We start from the raw sequence: 22,662 nt of genomic DNA on the forward strand, positions 1-22,662 counted from the left end.
CGGCAAGGCTGTATCCGATTTGCGCACCTATCTGAATGTCTTATCGCGCAGGCTGGCGGCCGGTTTATCGACCTAGCAACATCGCCACGCGCGATGCCAAAAGTTTAACGACGAACCCTAGAGGATAACCCCGGTGGCTCGGCACGTCGTCAGGAATGACATCGCTGTTCGACTTGAACTTCGTGCAAATCCGCAGCTGCAGTGGCGGGAGTTCTCCGTGAAACCGCGCTCTGTATACCGAGACCCAATGTGGACCTCTATCGAAGTTCATTAACATCGCTGAATTGCAGCACATGGCGATGACCCTATTCGTAGCTGAAGTTTCCTTAAGCTTGTAACCCCTCAGCAATTCGGCCCCCTTGGAGCACTCGATGCGGTCCTTTCGATAGAGGATGTATGCGGTGCCGCCATCGGGATCGCGTATAGCGCCAGCACCTGGCAAAGCTTCGATCTGATCAGCTCCCTTCCGGCAGTCGTCGCAGTAGCAGGCACTGCTCACGATCGGCCTGCCAAAGGCTTTGAGTTCGACGCCACCGCAAGAGCAAGTTGCGGTCATGATAGGTGAGTGCGTCATCTGCTGGTGATCATCATGCGATTGCCCTCGCTGTCCCGAAATTCCGCGATCGTGCGCCCCGGTTGCCATGGCGCGGGGCGCGGTTCTGCTATGATCTCGGCGCCTCGCGATTTGAGTCTCTGAACGGTGACTTCGATTTCGTTGTCAACCAGCACGAGGACGGGCCCCTCAGATGGTGTTTCGTCCTTGCGCCTTAGGAAGTGGAGGGTGGTTTCGGCCCCTGGAAATCCGAGTTCGATCCATCGCCAGCCATCATTGCTCATGGGCTGATCGGCGACGATGCGGCAATTCAGGTGATCGATGTAGAACGCCTTGGCGCGTTCCTGGTCGAACACTGGAAGCTCCGCGAACTGGATGTGCATTGTCGATCTCTCCCCGTTGCATCTCGGTCCAAATCAAACTAGACGGTACAGTACCCATGAGTCAATCGGCAGCGGACACGCCAGGAGCATGACCACGACGCGTTCAGCAGGTGCTACAGAAGAACTCGAACCGCACGGACGGTCGGCGAAAAAGCGCCGGGCCATCCTCGATGCGGCTACAGAGGTGTTTCTGCAAAAGGGCTATCTGGCCACCAACATGGACGAGATCGCGGCGCTTGCGGCGGTGTCGAAACAGACCGTCTACAAGAATTTTCCGAGCAAGGAGACGCTGTTCGTAGAGATCGTGAGCAGCGTGACCAATCGAGCCAGCGATAGGGTCCACAGTAAAATGCCCGAACTCGCCGAGGGCGAAGATATTGCCGATTATCTTCAGCGCTATGCTTACCGACAGCTTGCCACCGTGCTCACGCCGCGCGTCATGCAGCTGCGCCGTCTGGTGATCGGCGAGGTCGGCCGCTTCCCGGAACTGGCAAAGGCACTCTTCGATGGCGGACCCGGGCGCGCAATTGCGGCGATGGCAGTGTTGTTCGAGCGTTTGGCTGATCACGGCCTGCTTGCGATCGATGATCCGGCCGTCGCCGCTTCCCAGTTCAATTGGTTGATTATGGGCGAGCCATTGAACAGGGCCATGCTGTTGGGTGACGAGTCGATTCCGAAACCGGCGAAGCTTCGACGGCACGCCGCGGCCGGCGTACGGGTGTTCCTTGCGTCATACGGCAAGTGAGGCACGCCACGGCGACGAGCGAATGCCGGGCGCAACCGTGCGGACCGCTCGGCCGTGTTTGACGGTCCTTTTTTTGGTCCCCAGTGGGTCGCGGCTTGTTGCGGCGCGGCTGTCGAAAATAGACCGATTGTTGTCGATAGTCGCCGAAACCGAGCCGATCCCGAATCGCCGAAATTCCCTTTTGAAATCAAGAGCGCAGATTTCTGACGGATCGCAGAGTCGGTTCTTTAGGGCGTGCAGAAAAGTTTGTGCTGCCGCGTCAACGCGTTACGATGGCTCAAAACGATCGAGTGGGAGTGAGGGGAGCGTAGTTTCGGATACTGCGGGAAACTGTGTCGTAGTGTAGGCGGCTCACACATCTCGATAGATACCGAGTAATGTCCGCTTGTGGTGCCGTTCACGCTTTTGGATTGGTCAGGGCTGGGCGTGCCATCACCTGCTCTCATCGAAGTAGGCATGATGATGCCCCGGGGACTGCAATCAAGGCCCTGAATTCAATGCATTTCCCTTTCGATAGACATCTCGATCCCCACTGCGTCCCTTATTGAAAAGGCAGCCGCAGCCTCATGGTGTGTGCCCACACAATCTTCATTCGAGCTTGGTCGGTATGGACCGCGAAAGATGCGGGGCTACATCCCTTGACCAATCTCATGCTATTCCCTATATAATCGAGTATGTACTCACTCAATGTCGTTGGACGGAAATATGGCGCGTCCCCTCAGTGAAGAAAAGCGACAGGCACTGCTCGATGCAGCGGCCGAGTTCGTCGCCAGCCTGGGCACAGGCGCGTCCACGGCCAAGATCGCAAAGGCTGCTGGCGTGTCTGAGGGAACGCTGTTCACTTACTTTCCAACCAAGGACGATCTGCTCAACCAGCTCTTTCTCGAGATCGAGGCCGACTTGGTAGAGATGATGCTGGCGCCATATCCGGCGGACGCCTCCCCCAAAGACCGACTATTCGCGGTCTGGAACCGTCTGATTGACTGGGGACTGGCTCACGCCACGGCGCGCAAGGCCCTTCGTCAGTTGAAGGTCTCGGATCGCGTGACAGCGGAAAGCCGGAACCGGTGTCACGCCATGCAGCGGGATGCGCGGACGATGGTGGAGGAGTGTCTCGCCGGCCATGCCGCGCCTGACAGGATCGCCTTCTACATCGATACCATTCTCTTCGACTTGGCCGACATCAGCATCAACGCGGTCACAGCCAAACCTCAGGAAAGTGACGCCATCCGGCAGGCCGGGTTCGACCTTTTCTGGAAGGGGTCTGCCGCCTGAGTTTTAGCCCCTAAATGAGTATGTAGTCACTCATAGATAAGGATCGAAAATGTCGAATTGCAAGGGTTTCACCGAAGCTAACGTTCCCAAGCAGACGGGAAAAAGCTTCATCGTCACAGGCGCCAACGCCGGCGTCGGGTTCGAAATCGCGCGGGTGCTTGCCGCTAGGGGCGCGCGCGTCCTGCTTGGCTGCCGCGAGCAGACCAGGGCGCAGGACGCCATCGCGCGGATCAAGCGGATCACGCCGAATGCCGATCTCGTCTGGTTGCCGCTCGACCTCGGTGACCTGGACAGCGTTCGCACCGCAGCCGAGATCGCGGCGAAGGAGCCACGGATCGATGCGCTCATCAACAATGCCGCGATCATGAATCCGCCGCTGACGCGCACGAAGCAGGGGTTCGAATCGCAGTTCGGCGTCAATCATCTCGGCGTGTTCGCGCTCACCTCGCTGCTCCTGCCCAAACTGGCGGAGACGCCGGGATCGCGGGTGGTCGTGACCTCGAGCATCGCGCATCTGAAGGCCAAGATCGACTGGGACGACCTCAACGCCGACAAGAGCTACATCAAGACCGATCGCTACGGCGGCAGCAAATTGGCGAACGCGCTGTTCTTCTTCGAACTGGATCGTCGCCTGCGCGCCGCGAAGTCGCCCGTCACAGCCATCGGCGTTCACCCTGGCTTCGCCAATACAAGTCTTGGCCGCCACATGGGGATTGTCCAGATCGCAGGCCCAATCGTCGGCCTGCTGCTCAATAGCTCCGACAAGGGCGCGTGGCCGGCACTTTTGGCTGCGACCGGCAAGGTGAAGCCCGGAGGCTATTACGGTCCCACCGGCCTTGGCGGAATCCGCGGTGTAGCCGGCGAAGCAAAGCGCGCGCCGCATGCCGAAGATCCCGCGCTTGCGAAGCGGCTCTGGGACGTCTCCATCGCCATGACCGGCATCGATCCAGGCTTGCCGGCCACCTGACTTCACGGCGACACGGTGCGTCAGGCCCTCGTGTAGGCTTGCTCTGGGGCGCGGATTGGACGAGCCTCGCCCGGGCGACGAAACCTTGCTATAAGAGACATGACGGTACTTTTCCGCTGTTAGCGGAGCGGCTCCCAGCCGCTAAAAATCGGTTCTCAGAGGCAATCGACCTCGATAGATGCCGAAACCATGCGAAAAATATTCAGTGAAAAGTCTGTTTAAAATCAATAGCGTAGATTTTTGACAGCCCCCATGTCGGCTATTGTCATCTAAACTGAGAAATTTCGAGCGAAATCAGCTGCTTATGGTCCGTCCGAACAATCGAGTGGGAGTGAGGGGGCGTGCGGTAGAGTAGGTTGGAGTACTGTCGGATATATTCGGAAATTGTTGGTCAACGATAGGAGGCGATAGTTCGCGGGCGATTCTGCAAGAACAAGCAGCCGTTTTGCAGGTCGGCGATAGACCTTCGATTATGTGTAGAGATGCTCAAAGGGATCGATCCACCGCGCCGTTCACAGCACATGCTTTGGATTGGGATCGGAGCGCCGATCCAATTCCTCGGACAATAGACATCATGTTCCGTGGATTTGTATCATGGTCTAAGCCCCGGGGCGGGACCAACGAGACGAGCACACAGCCGCCGAGCACAGCGGGGACGGCGCCGTAGCTGAATACGTTCTCGTGCCTCGCATAGTTTCAGAGTGCTCCCGCAATGCGTGGATCGTGCGCATGCCGTGCGCCAGATCCCTGTAGACTTAAGCGTGCCATGCTTCAGCAGCTTGGCCGACAGCGGACCCGAGTTGGCGAACGGAACAATTTGGTCGTCCTGCTACGCGACGAAGCGGACCACGCCACCATCCACCCGCAAAGCCGCGCCGGTGGTCGCCGAAGCCTGCTCCGAGCATGTGTAGATGATCATGTTGGCCACCTCATCGGTGGTCGCGAAGCGGTGGATGAGGCTCGTCGGACGCATCGCCTGCAGGAAGCCCTGCTCGGCTTCGTGCTGCGTGATTCCATTTGCGTCAGCCTGTTTCGCCATGAAGTTGCCCAGGATCTCAGAGCGGGTAGGTCCCGGCAGGACGGCGTTGACGGTGACGCCCGTGCCCGCGACCGCCTCGGCAAGCCCGCGTGAGACCGCGAGTTGAGCGGTCTTGGTCATGCCATAGTCGAGCATTTCCTTAGGGATGTTGACTGCGGATTCGCTACTTATGAACACGATGCGGCCCCAGCCTTTCGCCACCATCCGCGGCAGGTAATGACGGCTCGCGCGCACGCCACTCATTACGTTCAACTGGAAGAGGTCAAGCCAGTCCTCATCGGGGATATTTGCGATATCCTCGACGCCGTTGTAGCTCCGGATGTGTGCTGTACCGACGTTGTTCACAAGGATATCGGCGTCAGGCGCATGCGCGATCAAGGCCTTTGCCCCCTCCGCTGTCGCAAGATCAGCGGCGATACCCGAGATGTCGCTGCCGGGGAAGGCCTGCCGCATCTGCCGCACCGCCTCATCGACCCGAGCGTTTCCACGGCCGTTGACGACGACCGATGCACCGGCACGTGCCAACCCCTCCGCCGTCGCGCGGCCGATACCGGCGGTGGATCCGGTAACAATGGCCTTGCGGCCTTTGAGTTCGATATTCATCTCATTCATCTCCAAAATTAAACAGGAAGCGCAATCAATCCACTGTCGTCTTCGCTGTTTCCGCCTCCGCTGCGTGGGCGAGGCTTTCGACCCAGTCTTGGTGATACCGATAGAGTGCGCCGGGATGTTTGCGCCCGAGTTCATCGAGGAAGAAGGGGCCCTGCTGCGTTTCCTCGGTCAGCACATGGCAGCCATGGTCCGTAGGCGTGATGACCCAGCCATGGTATGCGCTTGAGCCGGTCTCGTCGCCATCAACTGTCGTCGCCCATGCGAGCCTGCGAAGGGGCTCGCATTCCGTCACGACCAGACTCATCGGAAATCCAACCGTCACACGGCTGTATCGCGTTCCGAGCGCCAGTTCCGGCTCCCCCGTCAGAATCTTGACCTGATCCTCGGCGGGAAAGTAGCTCGACCAATTCTCGGCTTCGACGAGCAGCTTCCAGACCGCTTCAGGCGGCGCCTTCACGTCAATGTCGTTGAGTGCGTAGATGGCCGACGTTTTCGGATCATATCGCTCGGGCCAAGTCACATGGTCGTACATCGATTACTGCTCCTTCTTGAACAAATCCTGGAAGATGAGCTGGCCCCAAGTGCGGCCGCGCGCGTGCACCAGCGCGCCACCCTCGTTGAGCTTTCCCAGCTTGACGGGTGCGAACCCGAGTTGTTTGGCCAAGGCCGCCACGGGAGCGGTCGCGTCCTCGTCGTCGCTCGACAGAAAGACGACACGGTGCCCGCCCTGGACGATCGGATCGGCAGCCAGAGAGGCCGCACCCAGATGATTGAACCCTTTGACGAGCTTGGCGCCGGTGAACGCCTTCGCGACGAAGGCGGAGGACGGGAGACCGTCCAGCTCTTCAGGCACTGGAAACGCGTTCATCGCGTCGATGACTGTCTTGCCTTCCCAGCTCGGCAGAGCCTTCGCAACCTCGCGATGCTCCCCGAACGGGACTGCCAAGATGATTGTGTCGGCCTCGAGTGCATCCCGCAGCGACTTGGCGACTACCGTGGGTCCAATCGCCCGAGCCTGCGGCGCCAACGCCTCGGGCGGTCGGCGGCTCGCGACGGCCACGTCGATGTTTTTACGGGCGAAGGCGTGGGCGAGGGCCTGGCCTATCTTACCGAATCCTACAATTGCGTAGCTCATGATCTTCTCCGATCCGTGTTGGTATTGATTTCCCCGGCCTTCAACGGCGCTGGGTTAGCGCGTCAGAGTTGCGCAAGACCGCCGTCAACGGCGACCTCGCTGGCAGTCATGAAGCTGCTGTCCGACGACGCGAGAAAGGCCGCCGCCGCCCCGATCTCCGCCGGATCGGCCATGCGCTGGAGCGGAGTCATCGAGGCGAAGACCTTCTGGCCCTCCTCGCCTAGCGCTTCCTTCGCTAGCTCGGTCGCAGTGGCCCCGGGCGACAGCACGTTTACCCGGATGCCGGTGCCCTTTAGGTCCTCCGCCCAGGTCCGCGCGAGGTTGCGCACTGCCGCCTTGCTCGCGCTGTAGGCGCTCATCCCCGGGGCGCCCGTGGTGCCAGCGCTCGATCCGGTCAGGATTATCGAACCGCCCTCGCTCATCAGCGGCAGCGCCTTCTGGATCGTGAAGATCGTACCCTTCACATTGGTGTCGAAGGTTTCGTCAATGTGCTCGGCGGTGATCTCGCCGAGCCGAAGCTGGCTTCCCGCCCCGGCATTGGCAAAGACGATGTCGAGGGTTCCACGCTCGGCCTTCACCGCAGCGTAAAGTCGGTCGAGGTCGGTCAGATCGGAGACCGAGCCCTTCACCGCGCGGGCATTGGGCCCGAGGTCGGCCACAGCGGCGTCGAGCGCTTCCTGCCGACGGCCGAAGATGAAAACGAAGGCGCCCTCCTCGATGAAGCGCTTTGCTGCGGCGCGGCCGATGCCGGTAGCGCCGCCGGTGATGACTGCAACCTTCCCTTCAAGCTTTCCCATGACTTATCCTTCCAGGCCTTCGCCTTTGGTTGTGCGGGGACACCCCCGAGAACCTCGAAATGGGTCCGCCGGCGTCAGTTGTTGAGTGCGGAAGCGCGCACATCGGTGGTGCGAAATCGATCCGGCTGGACGACTGACGCCAGCCGCGACGATCGGCGTCCGCCGTTCGGAATTGAGCCGCGCGCGTCGACATAGGCTATGATGACCGCCCGTACTGCTGTTCGATGTGTTAGATACGGGCTTTGGAAGGCGCACCGCGCGGTGCCGGATTGCACCATGATCGACTGGGATGACGTTCGCTACTTTCTTGCCGTCGCGCGCGGAGGCTCGGTGCGGGCCGCCGCCGAGCGCCTCGGTGTGAACCACTCGACCGTGCTGCGACGTGTCGCCCAGCTCGAGGAACGCCTCGGGGTGCACATGTTCGAAAAGCTGCCTTCGGGCTACCGCCTGACGACTGCGGGCGAGGAGGTCCTCGAGTTCGCGGACCAGATGGAAGTGTCGTCGCACCTGCTGGAGACGCGCGTCTTCGGGCGCGACCAGAGCGTGCGCGGGCTTCTGCGGGTGACGCTGGCACCGCCCCTCGCGACACACCTGCTCATGCCGGACTTCGCCGACTTCGCGCGTCTGCATCCGGACATCGAGATGGAAATCTTGTCGTCCGGCGAGCTGGCAAATCTGACCAACCGAGAGGCCGACGTCGCGATCCGCGTCGTCTACGACCGCAAAACCCTGCCGCTCAATCTTCACGGCCTGAAGGGACCGGAGCTGTTCGGCGGCGTCTATATGTCCTGCGATCGACTAGCCGCGTGGCGTGCGGGCGCACCTGATCCCATCCGGTGGATCGTCATAAGCATTCATGGAATTCCGGAATGGGCCAGCGAGGGTGAGGTTCGCACCACGGCGGTTCCCTTCAGGACCACGGACGCCGAGGCGCAGATCGTTGCTGTACGGCAAGGGCTCGGGATCACGACACTGCCCTGCTTCGTCGGCGATGCCGACCCCCTGCTGGCGAGGGTGCCGGGCACCGACCTGCACATGTACGGAACGCTCTGGCTTCTCACACAGGGGGAGACACGCAAGACGAAGCGCGTACGGCTCTTCACGGAGTTCGTATCCCGCAGGCTCGCCGCGTACGCGCCGCTTCTCGCGGGGCTGTCCATATCGCGCGACTGACGCCTGGCAGGTCGCCGATGGCGCTGTCTCGAGCGGTCGGCGGCCGTCAGAAAGAAATCGACCGATTGATACCGATAGTCGCCAAAACGAGCAAATCGTGGACCGTCGAAATTGGTGTTTGAAATCAAGAGCGCAAATTTCTGACGGATCGCAAGAGGGTTCTTCGTCATGCGCAAAGGATTTGCGATAGCCAAATCAGCGAGTTACCATAGCTATGAACCATCGAGTGGGAATGAGGGGGAGTCTTAGCGAGCTGCCGAGAGCAGAGTGGCGGAAGCGATAATACCCCGGCAGATGTAGGCGATTGTCCTTGCATGGTGGCCTCTAGTCCCTCAAGGCGACGAGAAGGGCCATTCTCGGCGTTGAAAAACAATTGCTCTTTGAAGACTGTGGCGCGTACAGCTATTTCGAAATCCCATGATTGGTATGAGAAGCTTTGCCCGAGCACCGCGCCGCACGAATGATGACGCGCAGCGCAACCAAATTGGGGAGGATTCAAAATATTAGTATGCGATGTTTGATTGTCACGGCTCATCCACTCAATCCAAGCCTTTGCCAAACGCTTTCGAACGCAGCTATCGACACCCTGGTGGATGCGAAGCACCAGTGCCGACATGTTGATCTGTATCGATCTGGCTTCTTCCCGGCTCTTACACCGGCGGAGCGTGCGAGCTACTATTCCGGATTCGAGACCACAGAGGTAGCTAAAGAGATTGAGGATCTTCTCTGGGCCGAGACTATCGTCTTGATTTTTCCCACGTGGTGGTTCGGACCTCCAGCTATATTGAAGGGCTGGTTCGACAGGGTATGGGTGCCTGGTATTGCATACGATCACGCAGCCGATCTTGGTGCCATACAACCGCGACTTCACCAGTTAAGGAAGGTGGTTGCAATAACAACTTTGGGCTCACCTTGGTGGGTCGATTGGCTGATCCTCAGGCGGCCAATGCGGCGTGTTCTCAAGACAGCTATTCTGAATACCTGTGCTCCTCAAGCCTCGCTTACGTTCCTTTCATTTTACAAGGTTGAAAGTCTGCCTAGGCAAGGCGTCGATGCTGCGATAAATCGCATTAGATCAACGCTACAGCGTCTATAGCTAAGCCCCGTCACAATGCTCCTTTTCCTTGAAGGGCGCACGTAGAGCAATGCCCGTGGGGACAGCGCGGCTCGTGACCGCTGCCCTTATCGGTATGTACGCGCATCACCATCGGTAGATGGCAGCACCGCGGATATCTACCGTCACGACATGGCATTCCTGGGCGCAGCCGCCACCGGCATCATCAACGAGGTGCGCGGCATCAACCGCGTCGTCTATGACGTGACGAGCAAACCGCCAGGCACAATCGAGTGGGAGTGAGGGAAACGGCGATGATAGGCGGCTCTAGCGTAGAATTTCGCAGAAAATACAATGATTTGCGGGCAGAGAAGACTGCTAGCCAGGGCACATTATCAATGGAATTGACAAACCTATCAAATCATTGAAATCGTTAAGTTTATCGGAGCGTCTGGCGCGGCTCGCAGCTTGTAGCAGATCACTCTGACGGTACTTTTGACGGTACTTTTCATATCCGACAGAGCATTCTAAAAAGTACCGTCATTCGTTTTTGAGATTTGACGGTACTTTTCTGTGCGTCAACGCTTTGAAATATAACGAAAATTGCCCGTAGCATGACATTTCTGCGCTGACGGTACTTTAGTTATCGACATACATAGTTTCAGCTTTGGCTGCGGTACCGATCGATGTTCCGGACCCGATAGCATATCGTCGGATGGCACCGTCGCATCACCTATCAAATGTTGTCCCGACTGCTGCCGGATCTGCGATGGAGAGAAGCGTCGACCGCATCTAGGCGGGAGCTTGGACCGCGGTAGATGCGAGCGTCTTTTGTCGTTGGGAGAAAGATGAGGTGCCGCGATCTGTGCAAGCTCGGCCGCGCGCGCCGGCCCAATATGACGAAGCGCCTGGACGACGGTCCCGGCCAAGCTGCCCGGAGCAATCAAATGCTTATCCGCCCGCGTGGTCGTTGCCACCGTGCGCGGCGATGAACATGGCGACGGCCGACCGGCAATAGGATTCGATTTCGTTGTCGTCCTCTGCTCTCGCCTCATCGAAGCGTGCGATAATCAGGAGATCGGATCCTTTGAAAAGCGCGGCAAACAAGCGGGCGGACCGGAGAGGATCGGGCACGTTCAGAACCGCCTTCGCGTGCAAGTGACGCAACAGCGCCTCGATTTGGGCGATGACATGGGCGGGGCCGGCTTCGTAATGGAGCTTGCTTGACGACTTTTGATTCGTCTTGTCGGCCATGATCATGGCTTCGACACTGCGGACGTCCGAGCTCAACAGCGTGCGAAGCAGGGATGATCCCACCGCCATGAGCTGATCTTCGGCCGAACCGTCGACGCCTTCAAGAAGGGCCTGTGGTGCAAACAACTGATGGCAGCCGGCCGCGATGGCCGCGCTGAACAGCGCCTCCTTGTTCTCGAAGTGCCGATAGATGCTGAGCTTGGATATCTTCGCCCGCTGGGCGACCTTGTCCAATGTCGTCGCTTGAAAACCCAATTCCACAAAGAGTTCGCACGCGGCGTCGACTATCGTTTGGCCAAGCGCCTCGTTGGCGGGCCGGCCGCGCCGGCCCTGGCTGTTTACAGTCACGACAATTCCAGTACTTGACAGTATCCTAATTCTTGCATTACGATACCATGTAGTATCTGAAATGTGCAAGCCAATGGGTAGGTTTCAACCTGTCCTCCAAATCAAATTTCCCGGGGCGCCCGGCGATATCGAATGCGGCATTGTCCGGCCGGTCAACACAGTGATGGGCGACTTTCTCGTCGATGCCGAAGCCCTGCTCGCTGCCCGTCTCGAGCGCGTATCGCCGGACGATATTTCGCGCTAGGCCCAGCCCAACCCCCTCCATCGACAACACGGAGCTTATCACCATGGATGACGTCATCATCATCGGCGGCAGCTTTGCCGGTCTCGCCGGCGCCCTGCAGCTCGGCCGTGCCCGCCGCAAGGTCACAGTTCTCGATACCGGCCTGCCGCGCAATCGCTTCGCCGGCCACTCGCATGGCCTGCTCGGTCACGATCACAAGCCACCGCTGGACATCCTGGCCGAGGCGCGGCAGCAGCTGGCGCGTTATCCCACGATCAGGCTGGTCAGTGCCCGGGCCGACAGCGTCTCCGGCGCCATCGACGATTTCTCCGTCCTCACTGGCGATGGCGAAAGCCTTGGGGCGCGGCGCCTGATCCTGAGCTATGGCGTCGCCGACCAGATGCCTGATGTTCCGGGCTTTGCCGAAAGCTGGGGCACGTCCATCGTACCCTGCCCCTATTGCGACGGCTTTGAAGCCGCCGGCCAGCATTGGGGCCTCGTCTGGTCCGGCCCGCAGTCGCACAATTATGTCAGGCTGTACCACGATTGGACCGACACGTTGACGCTCTTCGCCGATGGTCACGACATTCCACCCGATATCCGGGCCGATCTGGCGCGCCGCAACATACCTGTCGTCGATGGCCGGATCACCGAGATCGCCCATCACGGGGGCCATATCGCCACCGTCAATCTCGATACCGGCCGCAATGTCGCGGTCGACATCCTGTTCGCCCATCCGCGCAACAAGCCGTCCGCAAGCCTGCATGAATCACTGGGCCTCGCCACGGTCGATACGCCCCTCGGCATCGCCCTCAAGGTCGACGAGCGCCGCGAAACTAGCATTCCCGGCATCTACGCTGCCGGCGACCTCGCCAACCCCCTCATGGCCTCGGTCACCCTGGCAACATCGCATGGCGCGACGGCGGGTATCTCCGCCCAGCAGTCGATGCTGGTTTGAGAGCACAGATTCCCTTCTCCGGTTGCCGCGGGCTATCATATTCTGAAGGTTGCGGGCCGGTGCCACGGAACGCGGGGCCCCTCTCCCCTGAGGGACGTCTTTGGCCGGTCAGCCGTCTCGAAGGGGCAGTTGAGCAAAACGATTCCTAGGCTCAGGCCGGTCCGCAAACGGTCCCAAAAAGACCCACAGGCTTTCCACAGGTTATTCAACCTCCCCCGGCCCCCTCCGGGAAGAAGTTCAGCAAGTGGAGGGCGCGACATTGCACCTTGAACCGTGCTGTCGCGTCCTCGGAGCGGGTGGGTCTTGAGGTGTCCAGTTTATGCTGCCGGGAGTGTCCAGTTTGCACTGCCAGCGGTGTCCAGTTCACCTACAAACGGAGAGGGATGGCGCTTGGATGACGCTGCCGCGGCGGGTCGCGTTGTGGCGCGCTGTGCTATGAAAGTTAGTGACGGTACTTTCTTGGTTCGCTGTGAAACCCACCTGAGTTGCCCAAAGTGGGTCGGGAAAGGCGATCGACTTCGATAGATGCCAAAACCGCACAAAAAATTTTCGTGCTATTTTTCCATTTGAAATCAAGACTGTAACGTTTTGACGGCCCATGGGTCGGCTTCTTGCGCGGCAACGAATAAAAAACCTAGCTATATCAATGGCCTAACTAGATTTGGAACAATCGAGTAGGAATGAGCTCAAATTCGGTCCGACGGACGTTAGGGTGTCGGGTGGGTTGTGATCAGGCGGGAACGTACGTCACTCTGATCGCGTCCTCGCCAACCCGGTCGCTGGCCACGAGACGCAGCGGCGGCCGCGGGCCGGCGAAGAATGGCTTGCCGCGACCAAGCACGATGGGACGGAAGTAGAGCCGGTACTCATCGACAAGGCCAAGCTCGGTCAGACTACCCGCAAGCTCCGGTCCGGCGACTTCGATCTCGCCCTCGTGTTCGGCTTTAAGCGCCCTAACGAACCCTTTGAGATCGTCGTCCACCAGCGTCGCGTTCGGCCCGACCGACTTCAGGGTGCGAGAGACGACCCATTTCGGCTGCGCCCGCCAGGCCGCCGCAAAGTCGCGCCCGACCTGGTCCTGTCCTGGCTGACCCTCGTCCCAATAGCGCATTACCTCGTACATGCGCCGGCCGTAGAGGCTGCCGGCGATCCCGCGCACATGGGCGTTGAAGTGGCGATGGAGCGCCACGCCCGGCATCGGCAGCCCGGGCCCGCCCTCGGCGCCAGCGACATAGCCGTCGAGCGACTGCATCATTCCGAACACAAGCTTCGCCATGCACAGGCTCCTATCGATCGACGACGATCCGAAGGGATCGCATTCATTTATACCTCGCCCTTACTTCGTCGGTTCGTTGGCTGCACACATTCTCTGACCTGTTCACGTTGGCCGGTAAATCTGCGCCACCGCGGCCCCCGGAAAGGCTTTCGAGCTCACCAGCTTGAGAGACATCGGCGCGGCGAGTTCGGAGAACAGCGGCAGGCCTTTGCCCAGCGCCACGGGGCCACCATCAGGGCGAGCTGGTCAACCAGTCCTTGGGCGACGAGACTGCGGGCGAAGCTCACTCCGCCGTGGGCGATGATCGGCTTGCCCTCTTGGGCTTTCAACTTCGCGACTTCCTCCGCCAAGTCACCGCTCGCCACATAGGCCTCCGCCCAACTTTCACCACCGGGCTGCAATTTCGCCGGCTGGTTGCGGCTGAGGCAACAGCCGGTGCACGCCGACTGATTTGATTTCCCAAGACCGGATACGGGTCTTTCCGTAACGGCGCCAATCAGCTTATCGATTTTTCTCGGCCTGGTTCTCCTTTCGTCGCACCGAGGCGGGTAAGCAGATTGAGCGTGATCCTGCCGACATCGTTCATGGCGCCTGCGGCTGGCAGCGCGCCGCACCAGGCAACCGAGCTTGCGGAAAAGATCAAGCCGCCTGCTGCGAGCTTTCGCAGGGTCATTTCGGCGCAGCGGCGGGCGATGCGTTGCTTATCCCCGCCCTCATACCAGCGCGTCGGATCCTGGAAGAAGCTGTCGGGAAATCCCGTCGCCCGCGCGATCACGACGGTGTCAGCGGAAGTGCCGAGGGCTGGATACGTCGCATCCACTTCGTAGCCCGCGGCACCGCCCAGCACCATGCCGTCGGTGCCGAAGGTCGCATTTTCAACGCCTTCGAACAGCCATGCGCATCCTGCTTCATGGCTTTCCTCAGTGCGCGTGAAGGGGCGTGCGCCATCGAAACCCATCAATGAGATTGCACCGCCGATCAGCGAGAATTCGCCTCGGCCGCGGCAGCGGAGATAGCCGCCTGGTTCGTTGGTGATCGACAGCGCCTGTTCGGCGACAGGGCCGTCCCAGGTGCGGCCGGCCTCCAGCGGCGAGCGCCGCAACTCCATCAGGTCGTCCTTGAAAGCCACAGTGGCAGCAAAGCCGTTTCCGCCGAGATAGGCGATGCTGCCGCCTTCGGCTACAAACTGCCGCAGCGCCTGCTCCATCTCGATCGACATATATTCGGGATGACTGCCGGTGACGACGGCTTGATGTCGACGCAAACCGTCTATGCCGCATTCGTGCAAATCGTGATCGGTCATGACGTCAAACACGATTCCATTGTCGTGGCAGAATCGGAGGAAATGCAGATCGACCGGCAAATTGTGTGGGCAGCCGCAGAGCGGATAATCGTAATCGTCCCTGAGCGTCACTTTCGGCTTTTTGTAGGAGCAGATGGAAACACCGCTAAGGTCGGAATGGTAGTCGTAAAGGGATTTCAGATTGTTGGCGATCGCGAAGCGATGTCCCCGGTCGTCGCCTTTCCATTCATAAAGATGATCCGGGAGATATTCGTCCGCATAAGCGAGATAGGTGGCCGTCGGCACGAGATACAACAGCGGCGACGAAACCTGTGAAGAGGTGACGAAGAACACCACGCGTTCGTAGCCACCCTCCCATTCGGCCTGGAACGCGTAGACGCCTGGGTGTGCGTTTTCGGGGATCGTCACGCGGTGCGAGATCGGCCACTCAAGCGGGCCGATGTCGTCGTCGTGGCAATGGATAGCGTCGTAGTGCGACGGCACCAAGCGAGGCTCGAAGCTCGATCCGTCCCAGCGTGCCGAAGTCACGCAGAAGGCTGGCTGATTGATCACGTCGAGGAGCAACGGATCTGCTCCGCCCGACGTCAGGATCGCCTGCGTTGGTAACAGCGTCGGGAAATCCCAGGCAACAGTCCCCTGTGGGGTGTCGAGCCGGATCGCAGCAAATTTCGCGTTGAGGGTAGGTTCGTGGTTGGTGGCGCTTGCGCCGAAATGGATGTCGTGCGCCTGGAGGGTCCGCTCAGGGCCGGCAAAACCTTCATGGAGTTCGTAAGGCGCGAGACGGTCATGGGATTTGATGCGCAGGCGCAACTGCTCCTGCCGCAGGTCCAACTCGACAGTGAGCCACACACCAGTTGGCGCCTTCTTCTCGACAAGGGTTTCGCCGCCGATTTCCACGACAAATGCGCCGTCGCGGAGGCGCAGCCCGAGGGCGCCTGCTTCCAGGATCGTGCGCGCACCTTCGTTGCGAGTGAGGAACAGCTCGAAACGTATGTCGTGGACGGCTTGTACTTTGGCCAGTTCGCCGGCTCGCACGAACAGGAACGACCCTTGGTCGAAATGCCGACGCCGTGCTTCACCTACCGTTTCGATGGGCCAGGCGAGAAATTCCGGAACCGGCTTGTCGAGCCGGCAAATTCGTGTGGCCTTTATCGGCCGGTCGCATGACAGGCTGAGGGTGATCCGCTGGCCTGCTTTGGCACTCCAGGGGGTTGTATAGCCGACCACGCTCATCGCGTCGTGGTTTACTGCGCGCTTCATCTATCCCTCCCGATGAACTCCAGATGGGCCGGGGCGAACCGCGTAGACCGGTCCGATGTCGGCCAATGCGCTGCCGCTCTGACAAGCAGAGTTCCGCATGGCGCACTACGGCCATGATGTACATGCTTGTATAGATAAGCTGCATTCGGATAGTCTCGACGCGATCGGTCCAAGCGCGACATTACCAAGGACGATGACATGCGCAACGCATCTCTCTTCGATCTGTCAGGCAGGAAGGCGCTTGTAACCGGCGCAAGCCGTGGCATCGGGCGCAGCATCGCCGAGGCGCTCAGCGCGGCCGGCGCCGACGTCGCGGTCACAGCGCGCAGCGTGGCCTCGCTCGAGAAGACGATGGCCGCCATCCGCACCGCCGGCGGGGTCGCGCATGCCATCGCCCTGGATGTCACCGATGTCGACCGCTGCCGGGCTGCGACAGCCGAGGCCGGCAGCCTGCTCGGAGGTCTCGATATTCTCGTCAACAATGCGGGGGTGGAAGAGGTCCGGCCTTCACTCGATGTCGACGAGGCCTTGTGGGACCGGATTGTCGATACGAATCTCAAAGGCGCCTTCTTCTGCGCCCAAGCCGCCGCGCGGCAGATGAGAGACGCCGGACGGCCCGGCGTCATTATCAATCTCTGCTCGCTGACCTCCGAGGTTGGGGTTCCCACGGCGGTGCCGTACGGCTCGTCGAAATCAGGCCTCCTCGGCATGACGCGGGCGCTTGCTGCAGAGTGGGCCGATCTCGGGATCCGGGTCAACGCCATTGCGCCTGGCTATTTCAGAACAGCGATGACAGACGTGTTCTACAGCAACGAGGCATGGCAGCAATCGATGCTCGCCAAGATTCCGCAGCGCCGTTTTGGTGATCTCTCGGACCTGCACGGAATCGCGGTGTTCCTCGCTTCGGATGCGGCAGCCTACATAACCGGCCAGTCCATTCCCGTGGATGGAGGCTTTCTCGCATCGATTTGAAGGCTTCAGGGGCCGGAGACGTGTCCCAGAAGTGATCGACAAGCGCTAATCGTAATTGCGTCTAAGAAAAGGAGCCGCCATGTCTGACGTCAGCTTCCACCGCCTGTCATCCCTCAGTGTCGATCAGCGGGCCAGTTTACTGAAACGCGCCGAAGGAGATCTGTCTTCCTTCATCGAAAAGGTCCGTCCAATCATCCAGGCCGTCAAGGATGAAGGTGACGCGGCACTGCTCCGGTTTGCACGCGAACTCGACAAAGCCGATGTTGCCGACGGTGGACTGAAAGTTTCGGAAGCGGAGTTCGACGCGGCATTCGACAAGGTCGAAAAGGACGTCGTGGAGAGTATCCGGTTCGGCATTGAGAACATTCGGCATTTCCACGAGGAGCAGCGCCCGGAAACGATGTGGCTCAAGGAAGTTCGGCCGGGCGCCTATGCGGGCGACCGATACACACCGATTGCTTCCGTTGCGCTTTATGTTCCGCGCGGCAAAGGCGCCTTTCCCTCGGTGACGATGATGACTTCGGTTCCGGCGGTGATTGCCGGGGTTCCCCAGATCGCGATCGTGACGCCTGCGACTTCGGATGGTTCCGTCGACGCCGCGACGCTGGTTGCTGCCCGCATCGCCGGCGTGGAGACCGTGTACAAGTGCGGCGGCGCCCATGCGGTCGCCGCCGTCGCCTATGGGACCGAGACCGTGAAGCCTGCCGTCAAGATCGTCGGGCCGGGGAGCCCCTGGGTGGTGGCGGCAAAGAGCGTGTTGTCCCCGATCATCAACACAGGTCTCCCCGCCGGTCCTTCCGAAGCGATCATTTTTGCCGATCACAGCGTCGACGGCGGCCTGGCTGCTCTTGACCTGTTGATCGAGGCCGAGCACGGGCCGGATTCCTCGGCCTACCTGGTGACGCACAGCCGCAAGGTCGCCGAAGCCGCATTGATTGCGATACCGGAACATTGGTCCCGGATGAGCGAACAGCGTGTGGAGTTCTCGCGCGCGGTGCTGACTGGGAAGCGCGGCGGCATCGTGCTGACCGAGTCGCTGGAGGACAGCTACCGGTTCATCAACGACTATGCGCCGGAGCACCTCGAGATTCTGTCAGCGGAGCCATTTGCGCATCTCGGACGTATCACGGAAGCTGCCGAGATCCTCATGGGTCCGCATACGCCGGTGACCCTCGCCAACTTCGTCCTGGGACCCAATGCGGTGCTGCCGACCAGCCGGTGGGCGCGAACCTTTGGACCGCTTTCCGTGACGGATTTCGTCAAGAGATCGTCGGTCGGCTATGTGACCTCGGCGGCCTATCCGGAACTCGCCCTGCATGCCCGCAGGCTCGCCCGCTACGAAGGATTCAGCTCGCATGAGAACGCGGTTTCGGAGATCCGCGATCGCTATCTCGCCGGCTGAGCGGAAACGATGACGATGAGGGCGGCGCGGCTCCATGGACCCGGCGACCTGCGCGTCGAGGATATCGCCGCGCCAGGCGCTCCCGAGCCAGGCTGGGTGAAGCTGAGGGTCGATGCCGCAGGCATTTGCGGTTCCGATCTCCACAACTTCCGCACGGGCCAATGGATAAGCCGATCGCCTTCCACGGCCGGCCATGAGCTGACAGGCACGGTGATTGCCATCGGCGAGGGCGTGGATACCGTCGGTGTTGGCGACCGAGTGGTCGCCGATTCCCGTTTCTGGTGCGGAGAATGCGCGCAATGCCATGCAGGCAAGCGGCATCTTTGCACGTCGCTGGGCTTTGTCGGCGAGATATGCGACGGCGGATTTGCCGAACAGGCGGTCCTGCCCGCACGCCTCCTGCACATCGTCGATGCCGTGCTTGACGAACGGGTCGCGGCGATGGCCGAGCCGCTGGCTGTAGCGTTGCACGCAGTGCGGCGTCTGCCGAAAACGGCCGGTTCCGTTCTTGTCGTCGGCTGCGGGACCATTGGCGGGCTTGCCGCACTGCTGCTTTCCCGGACATTCGCAGGTACCGTGCTCGTCGCCGACCGCAATCAGGGCCGCTGCGCCCGCGTGGCGCGGGTCACCGGCGCCAGCATCGTCGATTTGAACTGGAACGCCATCGCCGCCGCCACCGCGGATGCCCCCTTGCTCGCTGCCGTCGAAGCGACCGGCAGCATCGCAGCACTCGGCCAGTTGCTCAGCGTTCTCGACGCCGGCGGCACCGTTGCGATGGTCGGCATATTCCACGGCCGCCTCGATATCGATCCCAACATCCTGGTTGAACGCGAAATCGCATTGCTGGGATGCCACGCCTTTGCCGATGAGCTTCCCGACGCCATCCGGATGCTCGGCGAATTGACCGAGCCCATGGTCGAACTGATCGACCGGGAGATCGGCCTGGATGATGTTCCCGCAGCCTATAAGCGGTTGTTGGCGGGACAGGGCGATGGCTTGAAAACAATCATCCGGATGCGGTCTGCCGGGCGCGTGTGATTTCCGAACCTTGCCGGAAAGGATTTTTGTAATGATCACTTTGCCCGACACCGCCAGCCCTCTTTACGAGAAGGTCAAGGACTACATCCTGACGAATATCGGAACGGGGCGATGGAGCAAGGACCGCAAGCTGCCGTCCGAAAATGAATTCGTGGCGACACTCGGCGTGTCTCGGATGACGGTCCATCGTGCCTTGCGGGAGTTGACCTCTGCGGGTTTTCTGATCCGGCTCCAGGGCGTCGGCACATTCATCGCGCCGCCTCGACCGCAATCCGCACTGATCGAGATCAACAACATCGCGGCGGAAATTGTCGCGCGGGGAAACAGGCATCGCTCCGAGGTTATCGTCCTCGAAAAGATCACGCCGACAAAGGAGCTCGCGCTTTCGTTTGAGTTTGCAAAGCGCGTGTCGGTCTATCATTCCATCGTCGTCAACTTCGAGAACGACCTGCCTGTGCAACTGGAAGAGCGCTTCGTCAACCCGGGCCTGATACCCGACTATGACAAGCAGGATTTTTCCAAGACAGCGACCTACGACTACCTCATGCAGAAAACCCCCGTGACGGAGGTCGAGCACATCATCTCGGCGACCCCTGCCGATGCCGAGACGGCGCGGTATCTGGGCATCGACGTCGGCAGCTGCTGCCTGTTTCTGCATCGCCGGACATGGACGGGCGCCGTCGTTGCCACGATCAGCAAGCTGACTTACGTTGGCAGCCGCTACTCGCTTGGCAGTCGATATTCTCCATCCAAAAAAACCTGATCGCAGTGAGGCGAATCAGAGTCGGAAGGAGGGGGGCTAACTTGTATATGCATGTATGTATTTAGCCTTGACATCCGCTGTTGCTGACGTTGAAGTGTCGTCGCACTTTCGTTGAACGGACAGCTAAGATGCCGAGGCACGGTGCCGCAAGAGCAGAAGCCCGCATTCTCACCAGGCCGGATGTTGGCTCAAAAAAAGCGGCCTGATCATCAAGGGGAACAAGATGATGCGTAACCTAGCAGGACAATTTCGGGCACTCGTTATGGCTGCTGCCGTCGGGTTTGCCCCGGCGGTCTACGCGGCCGACACGACAATTCCGGCGACGCCTGAGGCAGGAACATTCAAGATCGGCATCGAGCCATGGCTTGGCTACGGCCAGTGGCACGTCGCCGAAGCCAAGGGTCTGTTCAAGGCAAACGGGCTGTCTGACGTGCAGATCGTGAACTTCGCCGAGGACAAGGACATCAACGCCGCCCTGGCGAGCGGCCAGCTCGATGCCGCCAACATCGCGACCCACACGGCTATGGGCATGGTTGCGGCCGGCCTGCCGGTGAAGATCGTGCTTCTGCTCGACGTCAGCATGACGGCGGACGCCATGATCGCCGGCAAGGACATCGCCTCCGTCGCCGACCTCAAGGGCAAACAGGTGGCTTTCGAGGAAGGCACGACGAGCGACATCCTGCTCAAATACGCGCTCGCCAAGAACGGCATGTCCATCGCCGATGTCCAGCCGGTTCCAATGCCGGCGGCGGATGCCGGCAGTGCGTTGATCGCCGGCCAGGTCCCGGTCGCGGTTACCTATGAGCCCTATCTCACCGCGGCCAGGGCACAGAACAAGGACGTCAAGCTGCTCTTCACCGCAGGCGAAGATCCCGGCCTGATCAGTGACGTGTTCGTGGTGCGCGATGAGGTGATCAAGTCGCGTCCCGGCCAGGTGCTTGCAATGATCAAAACCTGGGATGCGGCCCTGAAGGCTTACAATGCCGACACGCCCGACGGCCGGGCGATCATCTCCAAGGCGGTTGGTTCGAGCGTCGAAGACCTCAACACCGCCTTTGATGGCGTGCGTTACTATACTCTCGCCGAAAACAAGGATGCGCTGACGGGCGAATTTTCCACCAAGACATTCGCCGATGTCGAGGCAGCCGCCAAGAACGCCGGGCTGCTTCAGGCGGACGTGACGCCGGAGCAGATGATCGACCCGTCATTCGTCAAGGCCGCGAAATGACGAGGGCCGGCTCGCGGTGGTGACGCAAATGTCCGAGCAGCGTGCGACCAAGCCAAGCCCGTCTCACGCAGCGCCGGGGCCGGTGATCAAACAGCCGATGCGCCGTCGCCCAAACTCCGGGATCGGCGCGCCCATCGCACGCTCGCGCTTCCTGATGATAGCAGTGGCGGTTTTTGCCGGCCTCGGTCTCGCCTGGTGGGCGGCAACGGGGCTGGGGCTGGTAAGGCCGATTTTCCTGCCCTCGCCGGGGAGCGTGGTGACCCAGCTCGGCAAGCTCTCGGGTGACGGCACGCTGTGGCTGGATCTCAGGACCTCGATATACCGTATTTCTGTTGGCTTCCTCATCGCCTCGGCATTGGCGATTCCGATTGGCGTGCTGATCGGCAGCTTCAGGACTTGGGAAGCGGCGATCGAGCCGCTTGTGGATTTCATCCGCTACATGCCTGTGGTCGCTTTCGTGCCCCTTTCCATCCTGTGGTCGGGGACCGGCGATGCCCAGAAGTTCCTGATCATCTTCATCGGCACCTTCTTCCAGCAGGTGCTGATGATCATGGACAATGTGAAGCGGGTTCCCGCTGATTTCATCGGCCTTGGCAGGACGCTCGGCCTGCCGGATCGCAGGATCCTGACGCGCATCGTGGTTCCCAGCGCCTTGCCAGGCATCTGGGATACGTTGCGCATCAGTCTCGGCTGGGCATGGACCTGGCTGGTGTTGGCGGAACTTGTCGCGGCGACATCAGGGCTCGGCTACCGCATCACCGTGTCCCAGCGTTATTTCCAGACAAACACCATCATCGGCTACATCTTGCTGCTGGGCGTGCTTGGCCTCATCACCGACCAGGTCATGAAGGCACTGGGAAAAGTGCTGTTCCGGCAGGAGGGCCACGTGCAATGAGGCCGGGCC

At 60.5% G+C, this 22,662-nt stretch carries 22 protein-coding genes and 3 pseudogenes; 14 read left to right on the plus strand and 11 right to left on the minus strand.

Annotated features, from left to right (window positions below):
* Positions 1-64: 64 nt before the first annotated feature.
* Positions 65-643 carry a GFA family protein gene (locus NKH33_RS33235; protein ID WP_502906739.1) on the minus strand — a complete coding sequence of 193 codons (579 nt, stop codon included), beginning with the start codon at positions 641-643 and terminating at the stop codon, positions 65-67.
* Positions 571-936 carry a VOC family protein gene (locus tag NKH33_RS17685; RefSeq protein WP_352473465.1) on the minus strand — a complete coding sequence of 122 codons (366 nt, stop codon included), beginning with the start codon at positions 934-936 and terminating at the stop codon, positions 571-573. Before NKH33_RS17685 ends, NKH33_RS33235 begins: the two co-directional genes overlap by 73 nt.
* Before the next feature lie 88 nt (positions 937-1,024).
* On the opposite strand from NKH33_RS17685, the gene NKH33_RS17690 reads away from it, so the two are divergent.
* The 3 genes from NKH33_RS17690 to NKH33_RS17700 all read left to right on the plus strand — a co-directional run bounded on the left by NKH33_RS17690 (position 1,025) and on the right by NKH33_RS17700 (position 3,923).
* Positions 1,025-1,681 (plus strand): TetR/AcrR family transcriptional regulator, encoded by a 657-nt coding sequence (locus NKH33_RS17690; protein WP_352473464.1) that lies wholly within the window; start codon positions 1,025-1,027, stop codon positions 1,679-1,681.
* Between the two features lie 705 nt (positions 1,682-2,386).
* Positions 2,387-2,956 (plus strand): TetR/AcrR family transcriptional regulator, encoded by a 570-nt coding sequence (locus tag NKH33_RS17695; RefSeq protein WP_352502126.1) that lies wholly within the window; start codon positions 2,387-2,389, stop codon positions 2,954-2,956.
* 49 nt (positions 2,957-3,005) lie between these two features.
* Positions 3,006-3,923, plus strand: a complete 918-nt coding sequence (locus NKH33_RS17700) for an oxidoreductase (protein ID WP_352920795.1) — start codon at positions 3,006-3,008, stop codon at positions 3,921-3,923.
* A gap of 713 nt (positions 3,924-4,636) precedes the next feature.
* On the opposite strand, the pseudogene NKH33_RS17705 reads toward NKH33_RS17700, so the two are convergent.
* From NKH33_RS17705 to NKH33_RS17725, 5 genes and pseudogenes are all read right to left on the minus strand, one after another.
* A pseudogene (locus NKH33_RS17705) lies at positions 4,637-4,749 on the minus strand (alpha/beta fold hydrolase); the annotation flags it as partial.
* A gap of 3 nt (positions 4,750-4,752) precedes the next feature.
* Complete coding sequence (locus tag NKH33_RS17710; protein WP_352473461.1) at positions 4,753-5,565, minus strand: SDR family NAD(P)-dependent oxidoreductase; 813 nt, start codon at positions 5,563-5,565, stop codon at positions 4,753-4,755.
* 34 nt (positions 5,566-5,599) lie between these two features.
* On the minus strand, positions 5,600-6,106 hold the full coding sequence (locus NKH33_RS17715) for an SRPBCC domain-containing protein (protein ID WP_352450990.1): 507 nt from the start codon (positions 6,104-6,106) through the stop codon (positions 5,600-5,602).
* 3 nt (positions 6,107-6,109) lie between these two features.
* Entirely contained in the window at positions 6,110-6,709 is a 600-nt protein-coding gene (locus tag NKH33_RS17720) for an NADPH-dependent F420 reductase (RefSeq protein WP_352473459.1), read from the minus strand.
* A gap of 62 nt (positions 6,710-6,771) precedes the next feature.
* Positions 6,772-7,506, minus strand: a complete 735-nt coding sequence (locus NKH33_RS17725) for an SDR family NAD(P)-dependent oxidoreductase (RefSeq protein WP_352473458.1) — start codon at positions 7,504-7,506, stop codon at positions 6,772-6,774.
* A 276-nt stretch (positions 7,507-7,782) separates the two neighbouring features.
* Here NKH33_RS17725 and NKH33_RS17730 point away from each other — a divergent pair, with 276 nt between their 5' ends.
* The 3 genes and pseudogenes from NKH33_RS17730 to NKH33_RS33240 all read left to right on the plus strand — a co-directional run.
* On the plus strand, positions 7,783-8,679 hold the full coding sequence (locus NKH33_RS17730) for a LysR family transcriptional regulator (protein WP_352502130.1): 897 nt from the start codon (positions 7,783-7,785) through the stop codon (positions 8,677-8,679).
* A 508-nt stretch (positions 8,680-9,187) separates the two neighbouring features.
* Positions 9,188-9,775 (plus strand): NAD(P)H-dependent oxidoreductase, encoded by a 588-nt coding sequence (locus NKH33_RS17735; protein ID WP_352920828.1) that lies wholly within the window; start codon positions 9,188-9,190, stop codon positions 9,773-9,775.
* Positions 9,776-9,871: 96 nt separating this feature from the next.
* Positions 9,872-10,036 (plus strand): annotated as a pseudogene (locus tag NKH33_RS33240) (GMP synthase (glutamine-hydrolyzing)); the annotation flags it as partial.
* Between the two features lie 648 nt (positions 10,037-10,684).
* Here NKH33_RS33240 and NKH33_RS17745 read toward each other — a convergent pair.
* Positions 10,685-11,335 carry a TetR/AcrR family transcriptional regulator gene (locus tag NKH33_RS17745; RefSeq protein WP_352836489.1) on the minus strand — a complete coding sequence of 217 codons (651 nt, stop codon included), beginning with the start codon at positions 11,333-11,335 and terminating at the stop codon, positions 10,685-10,687.
* Between the two features lie 73 nt (positions 11,336-11,408).
* Between NKH33_RS17745 and NKH33_RS17750 the strand changes: the two genes are divergently transcribed.
* Positions 11,409-11,579 carry a hypothetical protein gene (locus NKH33_RS17750; protein ID WP_352920797.1) on the plus strand — a complete coding sequence of 57 codons (171 nt, stop codon included), beginning with the start codon at positions 11,409-11,411 and terminating at the stop codon, positions 11,577-11,579.
* 43 nt (positions 11,580-11,622) lie between these two features.
* A complete protein-coding gene (locus tag NKH33_RS17755) occupies positions 11,623-12,516 on the plus strand; it encodes an NAD(P)/FAD-dependent oxidoreductase (protein ID WP_352612032.1) in 894 nt (297 codons plus the stop codon).
* Between the two features lie 730 nt (positions 12,517-13,246).
* On the opposite strand, the gene NKH33_RS17760 is transcribed toward NKH33_RS17755, so the two are convergent.
* The 3 genes and pseudogenes from NKH33_RS17760 to NKH33_RS17770 form a co-directional block, all read right to left on the minus strand.
* Positions 13,247-13,792: a dihydrofolate reductase family protein gene (locus tag NKH33_RS17760; protein WP_352920799.1), complete on the minus strand. Its 546-nt coding sequence runs from the start codon at positions 13,790-13,792 to the stop codon at positions 13,247-13,249.
* Positions 13,793-14,073: 281 nt separating this feature from the next.
* Positions 14,074-14,406 (minus strand): annotated as a pseudogene (locus tag NKH33_RS17765) (hypothetical protein); the annotation flags it as partial.
* Positions 14,289-16,328: a N,N-dimethylformamidase beta subunit family domain-containing protein gene (locus NKH33_RS17770; protein WP_352920801.1), complete on the minus strand. Its 2,040-nt coding sequence runs from the start codon at positions 16,326-16,328 to the stop codon at positions 14,289-14,291. The gene NKH33_RS17770 and the pseudogene NKH33_RS17765, both read right to left, overlap by 118 nt.
* A gap of 225 nt (positions 16,329-16,553) precedes the next feature.
* On the opposite strand from NKH33_RS17770, the gene NKH33_RS17775 reads away from it, so the two are divergent.
* From NKH33_RS17775 to NKH33_RS17800, 6 genes are all read left to right on the plus strand, one after another.
* Positions 16,554-17,327 (plus strand): SDR family NAD(P)-dependent oxidoreductase, encoded by a 774-nt coding sequence (locus NKH33_RS17775; protein ID WP_352451001.1) that lies wholly within the window; start codon positions 16,554-16,556, stop codon positions 17,325-17,327.
* 79 nt (positions 17,328-17,406) lie between these two features.
* Entirely contained in the window at positions 17,407-18,729 is a 1,323-nt protein-coding gene (hisD, locus tag NKH33_RS17780) for a histidinol dehydrogenase (protein WP_352502137.1), read from the plus strand.
* 15 nt (positions 18,730-18,744) lie between these two features.
* Positions 18,745-19,767 (plus strand): zinc-dependent alcohol dehydrogenase, encoded by a 1,023-nt coding sequence (locus NKH33_RS17785; protein ID WP_352920830.1) that lies wholly within the window; start codon positions 18,745-18,747, stop codon positions 19,765-19,767.
* Between the two features lie 31 nt (positions 19,768-19,798).
* Positions 19,799-20,530 (plus strand): histidine utilization transcriptional repressor HutC, encoded by a 732-nt coding sequence (gene hutC, locus NKH33_RS17790; RefSeq protein ID WP_352502138.1) that lies wholly within the window; start codon positions 19,799-19,801, stop codon positions 20,528-20,530.
* A 226-nt stretch (positions 20,531-20,756) separates the two neighbouring features.
* Positions 20,757-21,758 (plus strand): ABC transporter substrate-binding protein, encoded by a 1,002-nt coding sequence (locus NKH33_RS17795; RefSeq protein ID WP_502896457.1) that lies wholly within the window; start codon positions 20,757-20,759, stop codon positions 21,756-21,758.
* A 97-nt stretch (positions 21,759-21,855) separates the two neighbouring features.
* The gene (locus NKH33_RS17800) at positions 21,856-22,653 is read left to right on the plus strand and encodes an ABC transporter permease (protein ID WP_352920832.1); all 798 of its coding nucleotides are present in this window, start codon (positions 21,856-21,858) and stop codon (positions 22,651-22,653) included.
* The last annotated feature ends 9 nt before the right edge of the window (positions 22,654-22,662 follow it).

It is taken from the genome of Mesorhizobium sp. M1182, from assembly GCF_040318335.1.
Classification (GTDB): domain Bacteria; phylum Pseudomonadota; class Alphaproteobacteria; order Rhizobiales; family Rhizobiaceae; genus Mesorhizobium.